Source organism: Paenarthrobacter sp. AR 02, assembly GCF_021538675.1.
GTDB lineage: Bacteria > Actinomycetota > Actinomycetes > Actinomycetales > Micrococcaceae > Arthrobacter.
The window spans coordinates 39136-53160 of the sequence record NZ_JAJUKH010000013.1; the positions used below are offsets into that span (position 1 = coordinate 39136).

Below are 14025 nucleotides of genomic sequence, written 5' to 3' on the forward strand. Positions count from 1 at the left end.
AGCTAGGCCCTCGTTGGAAGGCGATTGACGCCGTCGAGCAGGTCCTGGTGGCCGCCACAGAGGGCGATCCTGATCCAGCCTTCGCCAATCGACCCGAACGCCGTGCCCGGTGCGAAGGAGACGCCGGACTCCGCCAGGAATTTGCGTACCCATGTGCGGACGTCGCCTTCGCTGACGTGCGAAACGTCAGCCCAGAGGTAGAACGCGCCCTGCGCCCCGAGGAACGGAATCCCCTTGGCTTCCAGCACGGCCGAGGCCGCGTCCCGGTTGTTCCGGTAGTGGTCGCGCGCCTGGGAAACGTAGTCCTGTGGCCCGGTCAAGGCCGCAAGGGCAGCGTACTGCGAGGGGGACGCGACGCAGGACACGATTGATTCCATGACGTTGTTCATCTTCTGCTCAATCCCCGGAGGGCAGATCAACGCCCCGATGCGCAGGCCTGTCAGCCCGTACGTCTTGGACAGGGTCAGGGACGTGAACACGCGGGCTTCCCCAGGGACGTCGCTGTCGAAGCGCGCCGGACTGACGTGTGGGACGTCAAAGGTGAACGCTTCGTAGCATTCGTCCGCGATGATCCAGAGGTCGTGCCGTACGGCGAGTTCCACCAGTTCCCGGGTGGCTTCTTCACTGATGACCGCCCCAAGCGGGTTGGATGGCGAATTCAGTACCAGGACACGGGTCCGAGGCGTGATGAGGGCTTCGATGTCCTCGATGTGCGGCTGGAAGTCGTTCTCCGGATACAACGGATACTGCACTGGCACGGCGTGAAGCAGGCGGCTGGTCATGGCGAACGTGGGGTAGCCGGGGTTCGGGATCAGGATCTCGTCGCCGGGGGAGAGGAGAAGGCTCATGGCGAAATGCAGGCCCTGTTGGGCGCCGTCCACCACATAGACGCGTTCAGCGCCGATGTCGACGCCCTGTTGTTCGCGGAAGCGGGCGGCGAACGCTTCACGGAGCGCGGGTATCCCGGCGTTGGGTGTGTAGTTGGTCTCATCCCGGTCCAGGCAGGCAATGCCGGCGTCGAGGACGTGCCGTGGCAGCGCAAACCCGGGCTCGCCGATGCTCAGGACGATCGCGCCGGGGGTGGCCCACGCGGCCTCGGTGATTTCGCGGATCTGGTTCACGGGGACGTCGCGGACGTGCAAGGCAAGCTCAGGCATGGGAGCCATCCTAGCCACCCATATACTGGTAAGCGTGCTTTCTGGACTGGTAATCGTTGACAAACCGCAGGGATGGACCAGCCACGATGTGGTTGGCCGGATGCGGCGGCTGGCTGGTACCCGGAAAGTGGGGCATGCGGGGACGCTGGATCCCATGGCTACCGGTGTCCTGGTGCTGGGCATCAATAAGGCGACGCGCCTTCTGACGTACATCGTGGGTACGTCCAAGACTTACACCGCCACCATCAGGCTCGGCGAGACCACCATCACGGACGACGCCGAGGGCGACGTCACGGAGGCCCGGAGCGCCGCGGACGTCACCGATGACGCCATCGCGGCCGGGGTTGCCGCGCTCACTGGCCCTATCCAGCAGGTGCCCAGCAGCGTGAGCGCCATCAAGGTCAACGGCGAACGCTCTTACGCCCGGGTCCGCTCCGGGGAGGAAGTGAAGCTCGCAGCGCGCCCCGTGACGATCCACCGCTTCGAGGTGCATGCGATCAACAGGCTCGACGGCGGCAGGGTAGTTGACGTGGACGTCACCGTGGAGTGCTCTTCCGGGACATACATCCGGGCCTTGGCCCGCGACCTTGGAAACGGCTTGGGCGTCGGCGGGCACCTCACGGCCCTGCGCCGGACGCAGGTGGGGCCGTATACGCTCGAGCAGGCAAGGACGCTGGAGGAACTGGCCGAAGAGCTCAACGTGCTGGACATGTCCCTCGCTGCCCGCTCCTTGATGCCAAACCGCGAGCTCAGCGAGGACGAAACAACGGAGATCTCGTTCGGCCGCCGCATCGCCGCGGGGCCGGGAGCAGGCACCGACGAGGCTGCCACGGCAGAAAATCCCGCAGCTGCCTTCGCACCATCGGGCGAATTGGTGGCGTTGCTGGCTGACACGGGGAGCTTTGCCAAGCCCGTGTTGGTGTTCGCTCCGGGAACCGGTTCGGGGGAGGCGAAGTAGCCATGGACGGATATTTCTATGCCCTCCTGATTGTCGGACTGGTTTCGACCATCATGTGCGTGGTGGCCGGGCTGATGAAAAAGGCCCCGAATGATCCCACCATCTACTCGGTACTCGCCGTTGAACTGGTCCTGGTGGTCTACCTGGTGGGTTCAATCATCCGGGTTGCCATGGGCGAGCAGATTGCCGGGGAAGCCTGGGAATTCTGGGGCTACCTGATCACGGCGCTCATGATCCCGCTGGGGGCGGTGTACTGGGCCATCCTCGAACGCACCCGCTGGAGCAACTTCGTCCTCGCTGCGGTAGGCGTCACGGTCCTCGTCATGGGCGCACGCATGAACCAGATTTGGTACTGACCTTGAAAGAAGAACCCATCGTGACTGGAACTGAGACCAATCCGGCAACCCCGCAGCCGAAGAAAGATACCAGGAACACCGGGCCTGGCCGCCTCCTGATCGCGGTGTACGCCGTTTTCGCCCTCTCCGCGACCGCGCGTGCCGGATATCAGATCGCTACGAAGTTCGCCGAAGCACCGCTGGCGCATATCCTCTCGGCCCTTGCCGCCGTCGTCTATATCGTGGCGACCATCTCGCTGGCCAAGCCGGGACGCACCTGGTTCAAGGTTTCCGTGGCCGCCGTGCTGACGGAGCTCATTGGCGTGCTGGTGGTGGGTGCCATCAGCCTCTTCGACCCCGTGGCGTTCCCGCACGATACCGTGTGGTCGCTGTTCGGCCGTGGCTACGGTTTCGTCCCCCTTATCCTGCCCATCCTTGGGCTCCTCTGGCTGAACAAGCGCCGCCCGTCCTGACTCAACCGCCCTGGCGGGTAACCTTAGAATGTTCCGGCGCCGGAAGGTTGCCGGGCGCACCGAACATCTGCAGTAAAAGGCGAGGTTGATGGTCCACATCTGGAACGATCCCACTGAAGTCCCCAAGGACTTCGGACCTACTGTCGTTACCATTGGGAACTTTGACGGCGTCCATCGCGGGCACCAGCATGTCCTGTCGCAGCTGACGGGCACCGCCAAGCGGCACAACATTCCCTCGGTTGCAGTGACTTTTGATCCCCATCCTGCCCAGGTCCACAGGCCCGATTCCGCTCCCGAGCTGATCATGGGCCTCCAGGACAAGCTCGATGCCCTCGGGGACACCGGCGTCGATGCCGTGCTGGTCATGAAGTACACCTTGGACCTGGCGGCGATGACTCCGGTCGAGTTCGTCCGCGATGTCATCCTTGACGGACTTCACGCCGCGCACGTCGTCGTAGGCCACGACCTCCGCTTTGGTGCCGGGAACGTGGGGGACGTGGTCACCATGCAGCAACTGGGCGAGGAGCTTGGGTTCGGCGTGCAGGTGGTCAACGAGTACGGCGCCGGAGGCTCTCCGGTACACGACGACGGCGATGCCGACCGCCGCTGCTCTTCCACCTGGGTGCGGGAAGCCCTGTCCGAGGGCGACGTCGTGACGGCTGCCGCGGTGCTTGGCCGCCCGCACCGCATGCGTGGCGAAGTGGTGCACGGCGCAGCCCGCGGACGCGATCTCGGTTTTCCCACAGCGAACCTCGCCCACGACTCCACGGGGTACGTTCCCGCGGACGGCATTTATGCAGGGTGGTTGATCGACCAGTCCGGCACACGGTGGCCCGCCGCTATTTCCGTTGGTTCCAACCCCACCTTCGACGGCGTGAGCCGCCAGGTGGAGGCCCACGTGATCGATCGTCCCGAGGAAAAAGTGGAGGACTTCGACCTCTACGGGCAGACCGTTGCTGTCGAATTCACGCAGCGCTTGCGCGGCATGGTTGCCTACCGTGGACCTGAGGCCCTGGTGGAGCAAATGTGCCTGGACGTAGCCCAGGCGCACGAACTGCTGACCCGGCGCTAGGCGGATTTCGACAACACCGCTGACCTGCCGGTAAACTGATGAAGGATCCGGCCGCAGTCCGTGGCAGCTGGACCTGTTTTTGTGTGCGGCAACGCACCAAGGGCAACCCGTCAGCGCAGCGCTGCACCGGGACGCACGGCACAACTCTAGGAGTTCACGTGGCACTTGACGCCGCTGTAAAGCAGTCCATCATCAAGGAATACGCAACCTCTGAAGGCGACACCGGTTCGCCGGAGGTTCAGGTTGCTGTCCTGACCCAGCGGATCAAGGATCTGACTGAGCACATGAAGGAGCACAAGCACGACTTCCACACCCAGCGCGGTCTGCTGGCCATGGTTGGTCGTCGCAAGCGCATGCTTTCCTACCTGAAGAACACCGACATCGCCCGCTACCGTTCGCTCATCGAGCGCCTCGGCCTGCGCCGCTAGTCTGTCTTTAGGGGCGGCCCGCTCCTTTCGGAACGGGCCGCCTTCTTTACCAACAACTAAAAACAGGAATCAACCGCATCGCGCATTCGCGGTCCTCGGTAGTGATTCCCGGGAAGTTCACCAGTGGTGATGACGCCCGTGGATCTCGATCGATGACCGGGTGTAGTACAGGCCAGAAATAAAGAAGAGGCCTGGGTTGATGCGGCGGATTTCCGCTAACAGAAACGGAGGTGACTCTCTATGGAGGGTCCCGAAATCCAGTTCTCCGAAGCCATCATCGACAACGGCCGTTTTGGCAAGCGCGTCATTCGCTTCGAAACCGGCCGCCTTGCCAAGCAGGCCGCCGGCGCCTCGATGGTCTACATCGACGACGACACCGCACTGCTCTCCGCAACCACCGCCGGCAAGCAGCCGCGCGAAGGTTTCGACTTCTTCCCGCTGACGGTGGACGTCGAAGAGCGCATGTACGCCGCCGGCCGTATCCCGGGCTCGTTCTTCCGCCGCGAAGGCCGCCCGTCCACGGAAGCCATCCTGGCCTGCCGCCTCATGGACCGTCCGCTGCGCCCCGCGTTCGTCAAGGGCCTGCGCAACGAAGTCCAGATCGTCGTCACTGTCCTGGCGATCAACCCGGACGAGCTCTACGACGTCGTCGCCATCAACGCGTCCTCGATGTCCACGCAGCTTTCGGGTCTGCCGTTCTCGGGTCCGATCGGTGGCGTTCGCGTTGCACTGATCGCCGATGAGCAGGGTTCCCAGTGGGTTGCATTCCCCAAGCACTCGCAGCTGGAGAACGCCGTGTTCAACATGGTTGTTGCCGGCCGTGTCGCCGGTGACGACGTCGCCATCATGATGGTTGAAGCCGAAGCGACCGACAACTCCTGGAACCTCATCAAGGAACAGGGCGCAACCGCTCCCACCGAAGAGGTAGTTTCCGAGGGCCTCGAAGCGGCAAAGCCGTTCATCAAGGCTCTCTGCGACGCACAGGCAGACCTCGCGGCCCGCGCTGCGAAGCCGACCGTTGAATTCCCTGTCTTCCTGGACTACCAGGACGACGTTTACGCCGCCGTCGAGGCTGCTGCCGCCGACAAGCTGGCCAAGGTCTTCCAGATCGCTGACAAGCAGGAGCGCGACGCCGCTTCCGACGAACTCAAGGACGAAGTCCTGGGCTCACTTGCGGGCGAGTTCGAGGGCCGCGAGAAGGAACTCTCAGCAGCGTTCCGCTCGGTCACCAAGCACGTCGTGCGCCAGCGCATCCTCAAGGACCAGGTCCGCATCGACGGCCGTGGCCTGACGGACATCCGCCAGCTGACCGCAGAGGTAGAGGTTCTGCCCCGTGTTCACGGTTCGGCCATCTTCGAGCGCGGCGAGACCCAGATCATGGGTGTCACCACGCTGAACATGCTCAAGATGGAGCAGCAGATCGACTCGTTGTCGCCGGTAACGCGCAAGCGCTACATGCACAACTACAACTTCCCGCCGTACTCCACCGGTGAGACCGGCCGCGTCGGTTCCCCGAAGCGCCGCGAAATCGGCCACGGTGCCCTCGCAGAGCGCGCCCTGGTTCCGGTTCTGCCGACCCGTGAAGAGTTCCCGTACGCCATCCGCCAGGTATCCGAGGCCCTCGGTTCCAACGGTTCGACGTCCATGGGTTCGGTGTGTGCCTCGACGCTCTCCTTGCTCAACGCCGGTGTGCCGCTGAAGGCAGCTGTTGCCGGTATCGCCATGGGCCTGGTTTCCGACCAGGTTGACGGCCAGACCCGTTACGCAGCATTGACTGACATCCTCGGCGCCGAAGACGCTTTCGGCGACATGGACTTCAAGGTTGCCGGTACGTCCGAGTTCGTCACGGCCATCCAGCTGGACACCAAGCTCGACGGTATCCCCGCCTCAGTGCTGGCAGCAGCCCTGAAGCAGGCCCGCGAAGCCCGCCTCCACATCCTCGAGGTCATCAACGCAGCGATCGACACCCCGGATGAGCTGTCCGAGTTCGCTCCGCGCGTCATCGCCGTCAAGATCCCCGTGGACAAGATCGGCGAGGTCATCGGCCCCAAGGGCAAGATGATCAACCAGATCCAGGAAGACACGGGCGCGGACATCTCGATCGAAGATGACGGCACGGTCTACATTGGCGCCACCAACGGCCCGTCTGCCGACGCAGCACGTTCCGCCATCAACGCCATCGCCAACCCGCAGGTTCCGGAAATCGGTGAGCGCTACCTGGGTACGGTCGTCAAGACCACCACCTTTGGCGCCTTCGTTTCCCTGACGCCGGGCAAGGACGGCCTGCTGCACATCTCCGAGCTCCGCAAGCTGGCCAATGGCAAGCGCGTGGACAACGTTGATGACGTCGTCTCCGTGGGCCAGAAGGTCCAGGTCGAGATCACCAAGATCGACGACCGTGGAAAGCTCTCCCTCTCGCCGGTTGTTGCCGACGAAGAAGGCGCAGCTTCCGAGGACGCTCCGGCCGAGGTCGTTGAAGAGTCTGCAGAGTAGTCTGTAAGCAGTACACCCGGCGGGGCCGGTGGGCTTGAAAAAGCTCCACCGGCCCTTCCGGCCTTAACCCTGAAAGGCCTTAATGACTGTCGTACCCTTGCCGCTGGAGCAAACCCTTCCCGGCGGCGAACTGATCCATGGTGCCGAGGGCGGTTCCGTCGTGCGGCGCTCCGTGCTTCCCGGCGGCGTGCGCGTCCTGACCGAGGCGATGCCCGGGCAGCGTTCGGCCACCATAGGTTTCTGGGTGGCAGTGGGTTCGCGCGACGAAGCGGACGGCCAGCATGGTTCCACACACTTCCTTGAACACCTGCTGTTCAAGGGCACCAAGAGGCGCACAGCGCTGGAGATAGCGTCTGCGTTCGACGAGGTAGGCGGCGAATCCAACGCAGCCACCGCCAAGGAAAGCACCTGCTACTTCGCACGGGTCCTCGATACGGATCTTCCCATGGCCATTGATGTCATTGCCGATATGATCACCGGCGCTGTCCTTGACCCTGCCGAACTGGAGCAGGAACGCGACGTCATCCTCGAGGAAATCGCCATGGACAGCGACGACCCCACCGATGTGGCGCACGAGAAATTCGTGGCAGCAGTGCTCGGCAACCACCCGCTGGCCCGGCCGATCGGCGGAACACCGGATGCGATCAAGGCTGTGGCAAGGGACTCGGTGTGGGAGCACTACCAGCGCTACTACCGCCCCGAGGAACTGGTCATCACCGCAGCGGGCGGCCTGGACCACGACGTCGTCTGTGAACTTGTCCTTGATGCCTTGAAAGCGGCCGGTTGGCAGCTGGATTCCGGTGCAGCGCCCGTGGAACGCCGTGGGACGGAGCGTGCCGTCATCACTGGCACCGCCGGCCTCCACGTCGTGAAGCGTCCTGTGGAGCAGGCAAACATCATCATGGGTTGCCCGACGATCGTCGCCACGGATGACCGCCGCTTCGTCATGAGCGTGCTCAACGCAGTCCTGGGCGGTGGCATGTCCTCCAGGCTCTTCCAGGAGATCCGCGAGAAGCGGGGCCTGGTCTACTCCACGTACTCCTTCACCGCCGCTTACGCCGACGCCGGGTACTTCGGCATGTACGCCGGCTGTACCCCGTCCAAGGTCCGCCAGGTGCTGGAACTGCTGGGCGTGGAGCTGGATAAGCTCGCCAAGGACGGCATTACCGAAGAAGAGCTCAGGAAGGCCGTGGGCCAGCTCAGCGGTGGCATCGTGTTGGCCCTTGAGGACACGGGCTCACGGATGTCCAGGTTGGGCCGGGCGGAACTGGTGTCCGGAGAGTTCCAGGACATAGATGAGACCTTGGCCCGGATCCAGGCCGTCACTGTGGGCGACGTCCAGGAGCTCGCCCGCGAACTCGCGGCCGCTCCGCGCACCATCACGGTGGTAGGCCCCTTTGAGGAAACCGAGACGTTCGGCCTCTGACTCAAGACAGATTCCGACTCTGGACTCGCACACTCCCGGCAGGGCAGCATGATCACACAGTGATGATGCTGCCCTGTTGACGTTGGAGATGTGATGGAACTGCCCCCACGCGGCCACGCCGCGGAGATGCTGCAGGATTTCCTTGGCCATTGGCGTGGAGTCACGGAGATCGCCCCATCACCGTGGGGGAGTGCGCGGACTGCCGAGGCCGAGGTGGTGTTCAGCAGGGCTGCCAGCGGCTACGCCGTCGTGCAGAGTTACCGGCACCGTGAAGCGGATGGGACACACTTCGAAGGGCATGGCATGTTCACTGTGGACCGCGAACACGGTGAAACGCTTTGGTACTACGTGGACAGCATGGGCCGGCCGCCGGCCAGTCCCGTCAGGGGTTCGTGGAACGCGGGGACTCTGACGCTGGACCGGCGCACTGCCGACGGCGTGGCCAGGCACACGTTCCGCGTCGAGGACGGGGTACTGGTGCACACAGCCGATCTGCGGCTCGAAGGTACCTCGAGCTTCAGTCCCTTGCTGAAAAGCGTCTTCCGGAGGGAATCAACGCCTGACGCCTAGCCCCCGGCGAAAGGTGGCAGGACGTCGATGACGTCGTGCGGGCTCAGCGGGGCCGAACGGTCGCGCACAGCCACTTCGTTGCGGAGGAAGCTGCTGCGTGCAACGATGCGTGCGAGGGGCGGTGTGCCGTCCGGGGGCACGGGACGTTCGACGGCGAGGGCGGCTTCCAGCAGCGCCTCCAGGCTGGTGCCTTCCGGCAGGTGGTGGACTTCTTCTTCGACTCCTGCGGCCGAGCGTGCGGCAGCGAAGTAGCGGACAAGCAAGGTTTCAGCCTCCGATTGCACTCATGCTGCGGTCCGGCTGGACGAAGTCCGCTGCGCCGAGACCGGTGTGGTCCATTCCGTGGGCCTTGGGCTTGACCCACATGGCGTCCTGCCATCGCTGCGCAAGTTCCTCGTCGGTGGCTCCTCCACGAAGGAGGCCCAGGAGGTCGAACTCCTCGCGGGAGAAGAGACAGCTCATGATCTTGCCTTCGGCGGTGATGCGCGTCCGCCGGCAGTCGGAGCAGAACGGCTCCGTGACCGAGGCGATGATGCCTACGGTACCGAGGACCGGACCGGTGGCAAGACCGGAAGCCGTATCCCGGCGTCGTACTTCAAAGCGTTCCGCGGGGGCGCCGTCCCGTTCGCGGGGGTCGTGGTCCAGGACGTAATCGCGAGACAACAGCGTCCGGATCTCCGCGGCCGTGATCATGTTCCGCCGGGTCCAGCCGTGATCGGCATCCAAGGGCATCTGCTCGATGAAGCGAAGTTCGTAACCGCGACCCAACGCCCAGGCCAGGAGGTCCGGCGATTCGGCGTCGTTGATGCCGCGCATCAGCACGGCGTTCAGTTTCACTGGGCCCAGGCCGGCCGCCCAGGCAGCATCGACGCCGGCCAGGACGCGATCCAGGAATGGACGGCGGGTGAGCTTGGTGAACGTTTCTTCGTGAAGGGAATCCAGCGAGACGTTGATCCGGGTGAGCCCTGCGGCCTTCAACGCTGCGGCTTTCTTGTCCAGCCCGACGCCGTTGGTGGTCATGGAGATGGGGAGGTCGGGATGATTGCTTCGAATGCCGGAGATAATGTCCACCAGGTCGGCGCGCACCAAGGGCTCACCGCCGGTAAGGCGGAGTTCCCGCACGCCCAGGGCCGTGACCCCGACGCGCACAATGCGGATGATTTCATCCTTGGTCATTACGGCCTGCTTGGACAACCACTCCAGGCCCTCGGCGGGCATGCAGTAGGTGCAGCGCAGGTTGCACTTGTCCGTCAGTGACAGGCGCATGTCCGTGGCGCGCCGCCCGTAACGGTCCCACAACCCTGCGGGCGTGCCTGCGGGACGTGGCGGCGGAACCCCCACGCCACTTTCCGTGCTGCCTATGGCGGCACCCGACGGGGGCACCGGCATGCCCAACTGAACAGTCATAAATTCAGGCTACGCCACCCCGGCCGGATCAGTGACACCAGTTACAGTCACAGAGTTCTTACGGATTCAATACGCTTCCCCCGCCGACGCCACGATCGGGTGCCGGGTGCCGCCGGCAAACCTATGCTGAAAGCGTGACCACAAATACGGCATCAGCAATGGACCCGGGAAACCGCCGGGTGCTCCTGGTAGAGGACGAACAGACCATCGCCGATGTCGTCCGCGACTACCTGCTGAAGGCAGGCTTCCAGGTGGACATGGCTGCGGATGGCTTCACCGCGCTCAAGGTTGCAGCGTCCCGGCAGCCGGACCTGGTGATCCTGGACCGCATGCTGCCCGGACTGGACGGTGTTGAGGTCTGCCGGAGGCTGCGCCAAACCATGAGTGTGCCTGTCATCATGGTCACGGCCCTGGGAACCGAAGATGACCGGATCCTCGGCCTGGAGATGGGCGCGGACGACTACGTCACCAAGCCCTTTTCGCCCAGGGAACTGGTTCTTCGGGTCAAGTCGGTCCTCCGCCGCAGCGTCAAGGAGTTTGCCCCGGAACCATCGGTGGAGGCCGCGGGACTCGAACTCGATCCGGCGTCCAGGACGGTCACCCACAACGGCAACCCGTTGGCGCTGACGGTCCGGGAATTCGACCTCCTGGCGTTCCTGATGCGCAGGCCAAACCAGGTGTTCAGCCGCGAGGAACTGATCAAAGCCGTCTGGGGTTGGGACTTCGGAGACCTCTCCACCGTCACCGTGCATGTCCGGCGCTTGCGGGAGAAGATCGAAGCCAATCCCACCACGCCCGAACTGATCAAGACGGTCTGGGGCGTTGGCTACCGTTTCGATGACACAGGAGGTGGGCATGGGAGGCAGTGAACTGTGGACCATCCTCGCCTGGGTCCTGTTGTGGGCCGTCCTCATCGGTGCCACCACATTGGTGCTCCTCCGCTTGCTCCGCCGCGCCTCGGTGCTCACTCAGATCTGCCTGGTGGTGGTGGCAACCGTAGCTGTCCTGGTGGCCGGGATGGTCAGCGCCTTCAACGCCATGTTCATTTCCGCCAGGGACCTTGAGGTGATGTGGTACATCCTCGCCACCGCCTCGGCTGTTGCCGTTGCACTCTCCCTGATGCTCGGCGCGGGGGTGTCCCGCAACGCGGCACGGTTGGTGGATGCGGCCCGCAGGCTGGGGCGGGGCGAAACCCTGGACAACACCATGGACGCCCGCCGGGGGAGGGCTCCCGCCGTGAGCTCCGAGCTCGCCGAACTTGCCCAGGAACTGGAAGCAAGCAGCCGTAGCCTTGCCGAGTCCAGGGAACGCGAGACCGCCATCGAAACGGCCAGGCGCGAACTCGTGTCCTGGATTTCGCACGACCTCCGCACACCGCTGGCCAGCATGCGCGCAATGACCGAAGCCTTGGAGGACAGCATGGCGGCCGATGTCCCCGGCTACTACCGGAAGATCATCGGGCAAACCGAACAAATGACGGCCATGGTCAATGACCTCCTGGAATTGTCCAAGATCCAGGCGGGCAGCCTGCAGCTTCGCGCCGAACCACTGGACCTCTACGACCTCGTCAGCGACGCCCTCTCGGACCTGGCCCCGTTGGCGGCGAAGCGGGGCATAAAGCTCGACGGCGGTGGGGACCGTGAGTGCATGGCCGTCGCCGACGGGCCAAGCCTGGCGCGGGCCATACGGAACATCCTGTTGAACGCCATCATCTACAGCCGTCCGGACAGCGACGTGCATGTGAGCGTCGGGCGGGACAACGGGAATGCCGTGGTCGCAGTACAGGACCAGTGCGGCGGTATCCCCGATGCCGACCTTCCCCACCTGTTTGAAACCGGCTGGCAGAAGAACCCGGCGCGCGGAACCACCGCGGAGTTGCAGGGTAGCTACAGCGGTGCCGGCATTGGCCTGAGCATGGTGGCCGGAATCGTCAAGGCCCACGGAGGAACGGTGGGCGTCACCAACCTCGACGGCGGTTGCCGCTTTGCGCTGTCACTCCCCGCCGGATCCACCCGCGATGGTAGCCCGTCGGCCACCACCCGGACTTCAGCTGAATATCGCCCAGGAGGCGCATCATGAGCATGCCCGGCAGCATGAACAAACCCAGCCCGCACGTGGACCCACCGGATCCCGTAACGTCCCTGCCGCGACGAGGCCGTGTGCACCCCCGCCTGTGGGCTGCGGCGGCCGGTGTGGCCGCAGGGGCAGCCGGGATAGCAGCGGGGGAACTCACCGCGGGCCTGGCAAGCCCCCTGGTCTCTCCAGTGACCGCCCTGGGTGGCGCTGTCATCGATGCTGTGCCGCCCGGCGTCAAAGACCTGGCCGTCGAATGGTTCGGAACGGCCGACAAGATCGTGCTCATCGCTTCCATCGGACTGGTCGCCGGGATCCTTGCCGCTCTGGCCGGAGTCCTGGAGCACCGCAGGACCGGATGGGGCCTGGCACTGGCAGGGCTGGCAGGTGCGGCGGGGCTGACCGCCGTCGTTACCCGCGCGCAAGCAGGACCGCAGGCTGCCCTCGCGCCCATCGTTGCGGCCGTGGTCACCATGCTGCTGTTGCGCACCCTGATCCGTAGATTGACCACCTGGGCCCCCTCCCGGGGGACACCCGGGCAGGACGAGGCGGATCCCGCGCCCCTGGCCCGGCGCAGCTTCCTCAACGCGCTCGCCGGGACGTCCATCGCCGCCGTCGTGGCCGGAACGGTGACCGCTGTCCTGACGCGTGCCACAGCGGCCGCATCTGGTTTCCGCAGTACTTTGAAGCTCCCACAGCCCACGACACCCCGCCAAGCCATCCCCAACGGCGCGGCACTGGCCGTGGACGGGATCAGCCCCCTGGTGACGCCCAATGCCGACTTCTACAGGATTGACACCGCCCTGACGGTTCCTGCCATCGACCCACCCTCGTGGAAGTTGAAGGTCACTGGAATGGTGGACCGGGAAATCGAACTGGATTTCGCGGCCCTCCTCACCAAGCCCATGACGGAGCGGCACATCACCATCGCCTGCGTGTCCAACAACGTCGGCGGAGACCTCATCGGCAACGCACTCTGGCTGGGCTGGCCGGTCCGCGAACTCCTCGCCATGGCGGGTCCCAAAGCCGGCGCGGACATGGTGCTGTCCACCAGCAACGACGGCTGGACTGCCGGTACGCCCCTGGAGGCACTCACGGACGGCAGGGATGCACTGCTGGCCATTGGCATGAACGGTGAACCGTTGCCGCTGGAGCACGGCTTCCCCGTACGCATGATCGTGCCCGGACTCTACGGATATGTGTCCGCCACCAAATGGCTGACCGAACTGAAAGTCACCCGGTTCGCCGACGACATCGGGTATTGGACCCCCCGCGGCTGGAGCGACCACGGACCCATCAAAACCCAATCGCGAATCGACGTACCCCGCAACGGCCGGACAGTTAAGGCAGGCAAGGTGCAGTTCGGCGGCGTGGCCTGGGCCCAGCACCGCGGCATCAAACGGGTGGAGCTGCGCGTTAACCGGGGTCCGTGGCAACAAGCCACCCTGGGAAACGGTATCTCCACCGACACCTGGTACCAGTGGCAGCTCGGCATCGACCTCACAGCCGGCGACTACGAAGTCCAGGTGCGGGCCACGGATTCCACCGGTGAACCCCAGACAGAAGACAAGGCTCCCGTAGCTCCGGATGGTGCCACCGGCTACCACACAATCAGCGTCAAGGTGGCCTGAGG

General features: G+C 64.6%; 14 protein-coding genes. 11 read left to right on the forward strand and 3 right to left on the reverse strand.

Features of this window, described 5'->3' with window-relative positions; genetic code table 11:
* Positions 1 to 2 precede the first annotated feature (2 nt).
* Positions 3 to 1157, reverse strand: coding sequence for a pyridoxal phosphate-dependent aminotransferase (locus tag LRQ04_RS18670; RefSeq protein WP_235521803.1), 1155 nt, complete (start codon positions 1155 to 1157; stop codon positions 3 to 5).
* A gap of 34 nt (positions 1158 to 1191) precedes the next feature.
* Between LRQ04_RS18670 and truB the strand changes: the two genes are divergently transcribed.
* The 8 genes from truB to LRQ04_RS18710 all read left to right on the forward strand — a co-directional run bounded on the left by truB (position 1192) and on the right by LRQ04_RS18710 (position 8912).
* Positions 1192 to 2115: a tRNA pseudouridine(55) synthase TruB gene (gene truB / locus LRQ04_RS18675; protein ID WP_235521804.1), complete on the forward strand. Its 924-nt coding sequence runs from the start codon at positions 1192 to 1194 to the stop codon at positions 2113 to 2115.
* Positions 2116 to 2117: 2 nt separating this feature from the next.
* Positions 2118 to 2471 carry a hypothetical protein gene (locus LRQ04_RS18680; protein ID WP_235521805.1) on the forward strand — a complete coding sequence of 118 codons (354 nt, stop codon included), beginning with the start codon at positions 2118 to 2120 and terminating at the stop codon, positions 2469 to 2471.
* Positions 2472 to 2473: 2 nt separating this feature from the next.
* Positions 2474 to 2923, forward strand: coding sequence for a hypothetical protein (locus LRQ04_RS18685; RefSeq protein ID WP_255774391.1), 450 nt, complete (start codon positions 2474 to 2476; stop codon positions 2921 to 2923).
* A gap of 88 nt (positions 2924 to 3011) precedes the next feature.
* The gene (locus LRQ04_RS18690; RefSeq protein ID WP_235521807.1) at positions 3012 to 3995 is read left to right on the forward strand and encodes a bifunctional riboflavin kinase/FAD synthetase; all 984 of its coding nucleotides are present in this window, start codon (positions 3012 to 3014) and stop codon (positions 3993 to 3995) included.
* Positions 3996 to 4153: 158 nt separating this feature from the next.
* Entirely contained in the window at positions 4154 to 4423 is a 270-nt protein-coding gene (gene rpsO / locus LRQ04_RS18695) for a 30S ribosomal protein S15 (protein WP_144652206.1), read from the forward strand.
* 240 nt (positions 4424 to 4663) lie between these two features.
* On the forward strand, positions 4664 to 6916 hold the full coding sequence (locus tag LRQ04_RS18700) for a polyribonucleotide nucleotidyltransferase (protein WP_235521808.1): 2253 nt from the start codon (positions 4664 to 4666) through the stop codon (positions 6914 to 6916).
* 82 nt (positions 6917 to 6998) lie between these two features.
* A complete protein-coding gene (locus LRQ04_RS18705; protein ID WP_235521809.1) occupies positions 6999 to 8342 on the forward strand; it encodes a pitrilysin family protein in 1344 nt (447 codons plus the stop codon).
* Between the two features lie 93 nt (positions 8343 to 8435).
* Positions 8436 to 8912 (forward strand): DUF1579 family protein, encoded by a 477-nt coding sequence (locus LRQ04_RS18710; protein WP_235521810.1) that lies wholly within the window; start codon positions 8436 to 8438, stop codon positions 8910 to 8912.
* Here the strand turns inward: LRQ04_RS18710 and LRQ04_RS18715 are convergent.
* Both LRQ04_RS18715 and moaA read right to left on the reverse strand, forming a co-directional pair.
* Positions 8909 to 9175, reverse strand: coding sequence for a MoaD/ThiS family protein (locus tag LRQ04_RS18715; RefSeq protein WP_235521811.1), 267 nt, complete (start codon positions 9173 to 9175; stop codon positions 8909 to 8911). The genes LRQ04_RS18710 and LRQ04_RS18715 overlap by 4 nt on opposite strands.
* A gap of 4 nt (positions 9176 to 9179) precedes the next feature.
* The gene (moaA, locus tag LRQ04_RS18720; protein WP_235521812.1) at positions 9180 to 10319 is read right to left on the reverse strand and encodes a GTP 3',8-cyclase MoaA; all 1140 of its coding nucleotides are present in this window, start codon (positions 10317 to 10319) and stop codon (positions 9180 to 9182) included.
* 134 nt (positions 10320 to 10453) lie between these two features.
* On the opposite strand from moaA, the gene LRQ04_RS18725 reads away from it, so the two are divergent.
* Genes LRQ04_RS18725 through LRQ04_RS18735 form a run of 3 tightly spaced genes read left to right on the forward strand, consistent with a single transcriptional unit; the run spans position 10454 to position 14023 of the window.
* Entirely contained in the window at positions 10454 to 11188 is a 735-nt protein-coding gene (locus tag LRQ04_RS18725; RefSeq protein WP_284987777.1) for a response regulator transcription factor, read from the forward strand.
* The gene (locus tag LRQ04_RS18730; protein ID WP_235521813.1) at positions 11175 to 12398 is read left to right on the forward strand and encodes a sensor histidine kinase KdpD; all 1224 of its coding nucleotides are present in this window, start codon (positions 11175 to 11177) and stop codon (positions 12396 to 12398) included. The genes LRQ04_RS18725 and LRQ04_RS18730 overlap by 14 nt, the downstream gene beginning before the upstream one ends.
* Positions 12395 to 14023 (forward strand): molybdopterin-dependent oxidoreductase, encoded by a 1629-nt coding sequence (locus tag LRQ04_RS18735; RefSeq protein ID WP_235521814.1) that lies wholly within the window; start codon positions 12395 to 12397, stop codon positions 14021 to 14023. Before LRQ04_RS18730 ends, LRQ04_RS18735 begins: the two co-directional genes overlap by 4 nt.
* Positions 14024 to 14025: the final 2 nt, after the last annotated feature.

What these genes read in the sequence shown, in the direction of transcription:
- LRQ04_RS18710 (WP_235521810.1), top strand. Translation starts at nt 8,436, where the DNA reads ATGGAACTGCCCCCACGCGGCCACGCCGCGGAGATGCTGCAGGATTTC.
- LRQ04_RS18730 (WP_235521813.1), top strand. Translation starts at nt 11,175, where the DNA reads ATGGGAGGCAGTGAACTGTGGACCATCCTCGCCTGGGTCCTGTTGTGG.
- LRQ04_RS18690 (WP_235521807.1), top strand. Translation starts at nt 3,012, where the DNA reads ATGGTCCACATCTGGAACGATCCCACTGAAGTCCCCAAGGACTTCGGA.
- LRQ04_RS18700 (WP_235521808.1), top strand. Translation starts at nt 4,664, where the DNA reads ATGGAGGGTCCCGAAATCCAGTTCTCCGAAGCCATCATCGACAACGGC.
- moaA (WP_235521812.1), bottom strand. Translation starts at nt 10,319, where the DNA reads ATGACTGTTCAGTTGGGCATGCCGGTGCCCCCGTCGGGTGCCGCCATA.
- LRQ04_RS18670 (WP_235521803.1), bottom strand. Translation starts at nt 1,157, where the DNA reads ATGCCTGAGCTTGCCTTGCACGTCCGCGACGTCCCCGTGAACCAGATC.
- LRQ04_RS18735 (WP_235521814.1), top strand. Translation starts at nt 12,395, where the DNA reads ATGAGCATGCCCGGCAGCATGAACAAACCCAGCCCGCACGTGGACCCA.
- LRQ04_RS18680 (WP_235521805.1), top strand. Translation starts at nt 2,118, where the DNA reads ATGGACGGATATTTCTATGCCCTCCTGATTGTCGGACTGGTTTCGACC.
- LRQ04_RS18705 (WP_235521809.1), top strand. Translation starts at nt 6,999, where the DNA reads ATGACTGTCGTACCCTTGCCGCTGGAGCAAACCCTTCCCGGCGGCGAA.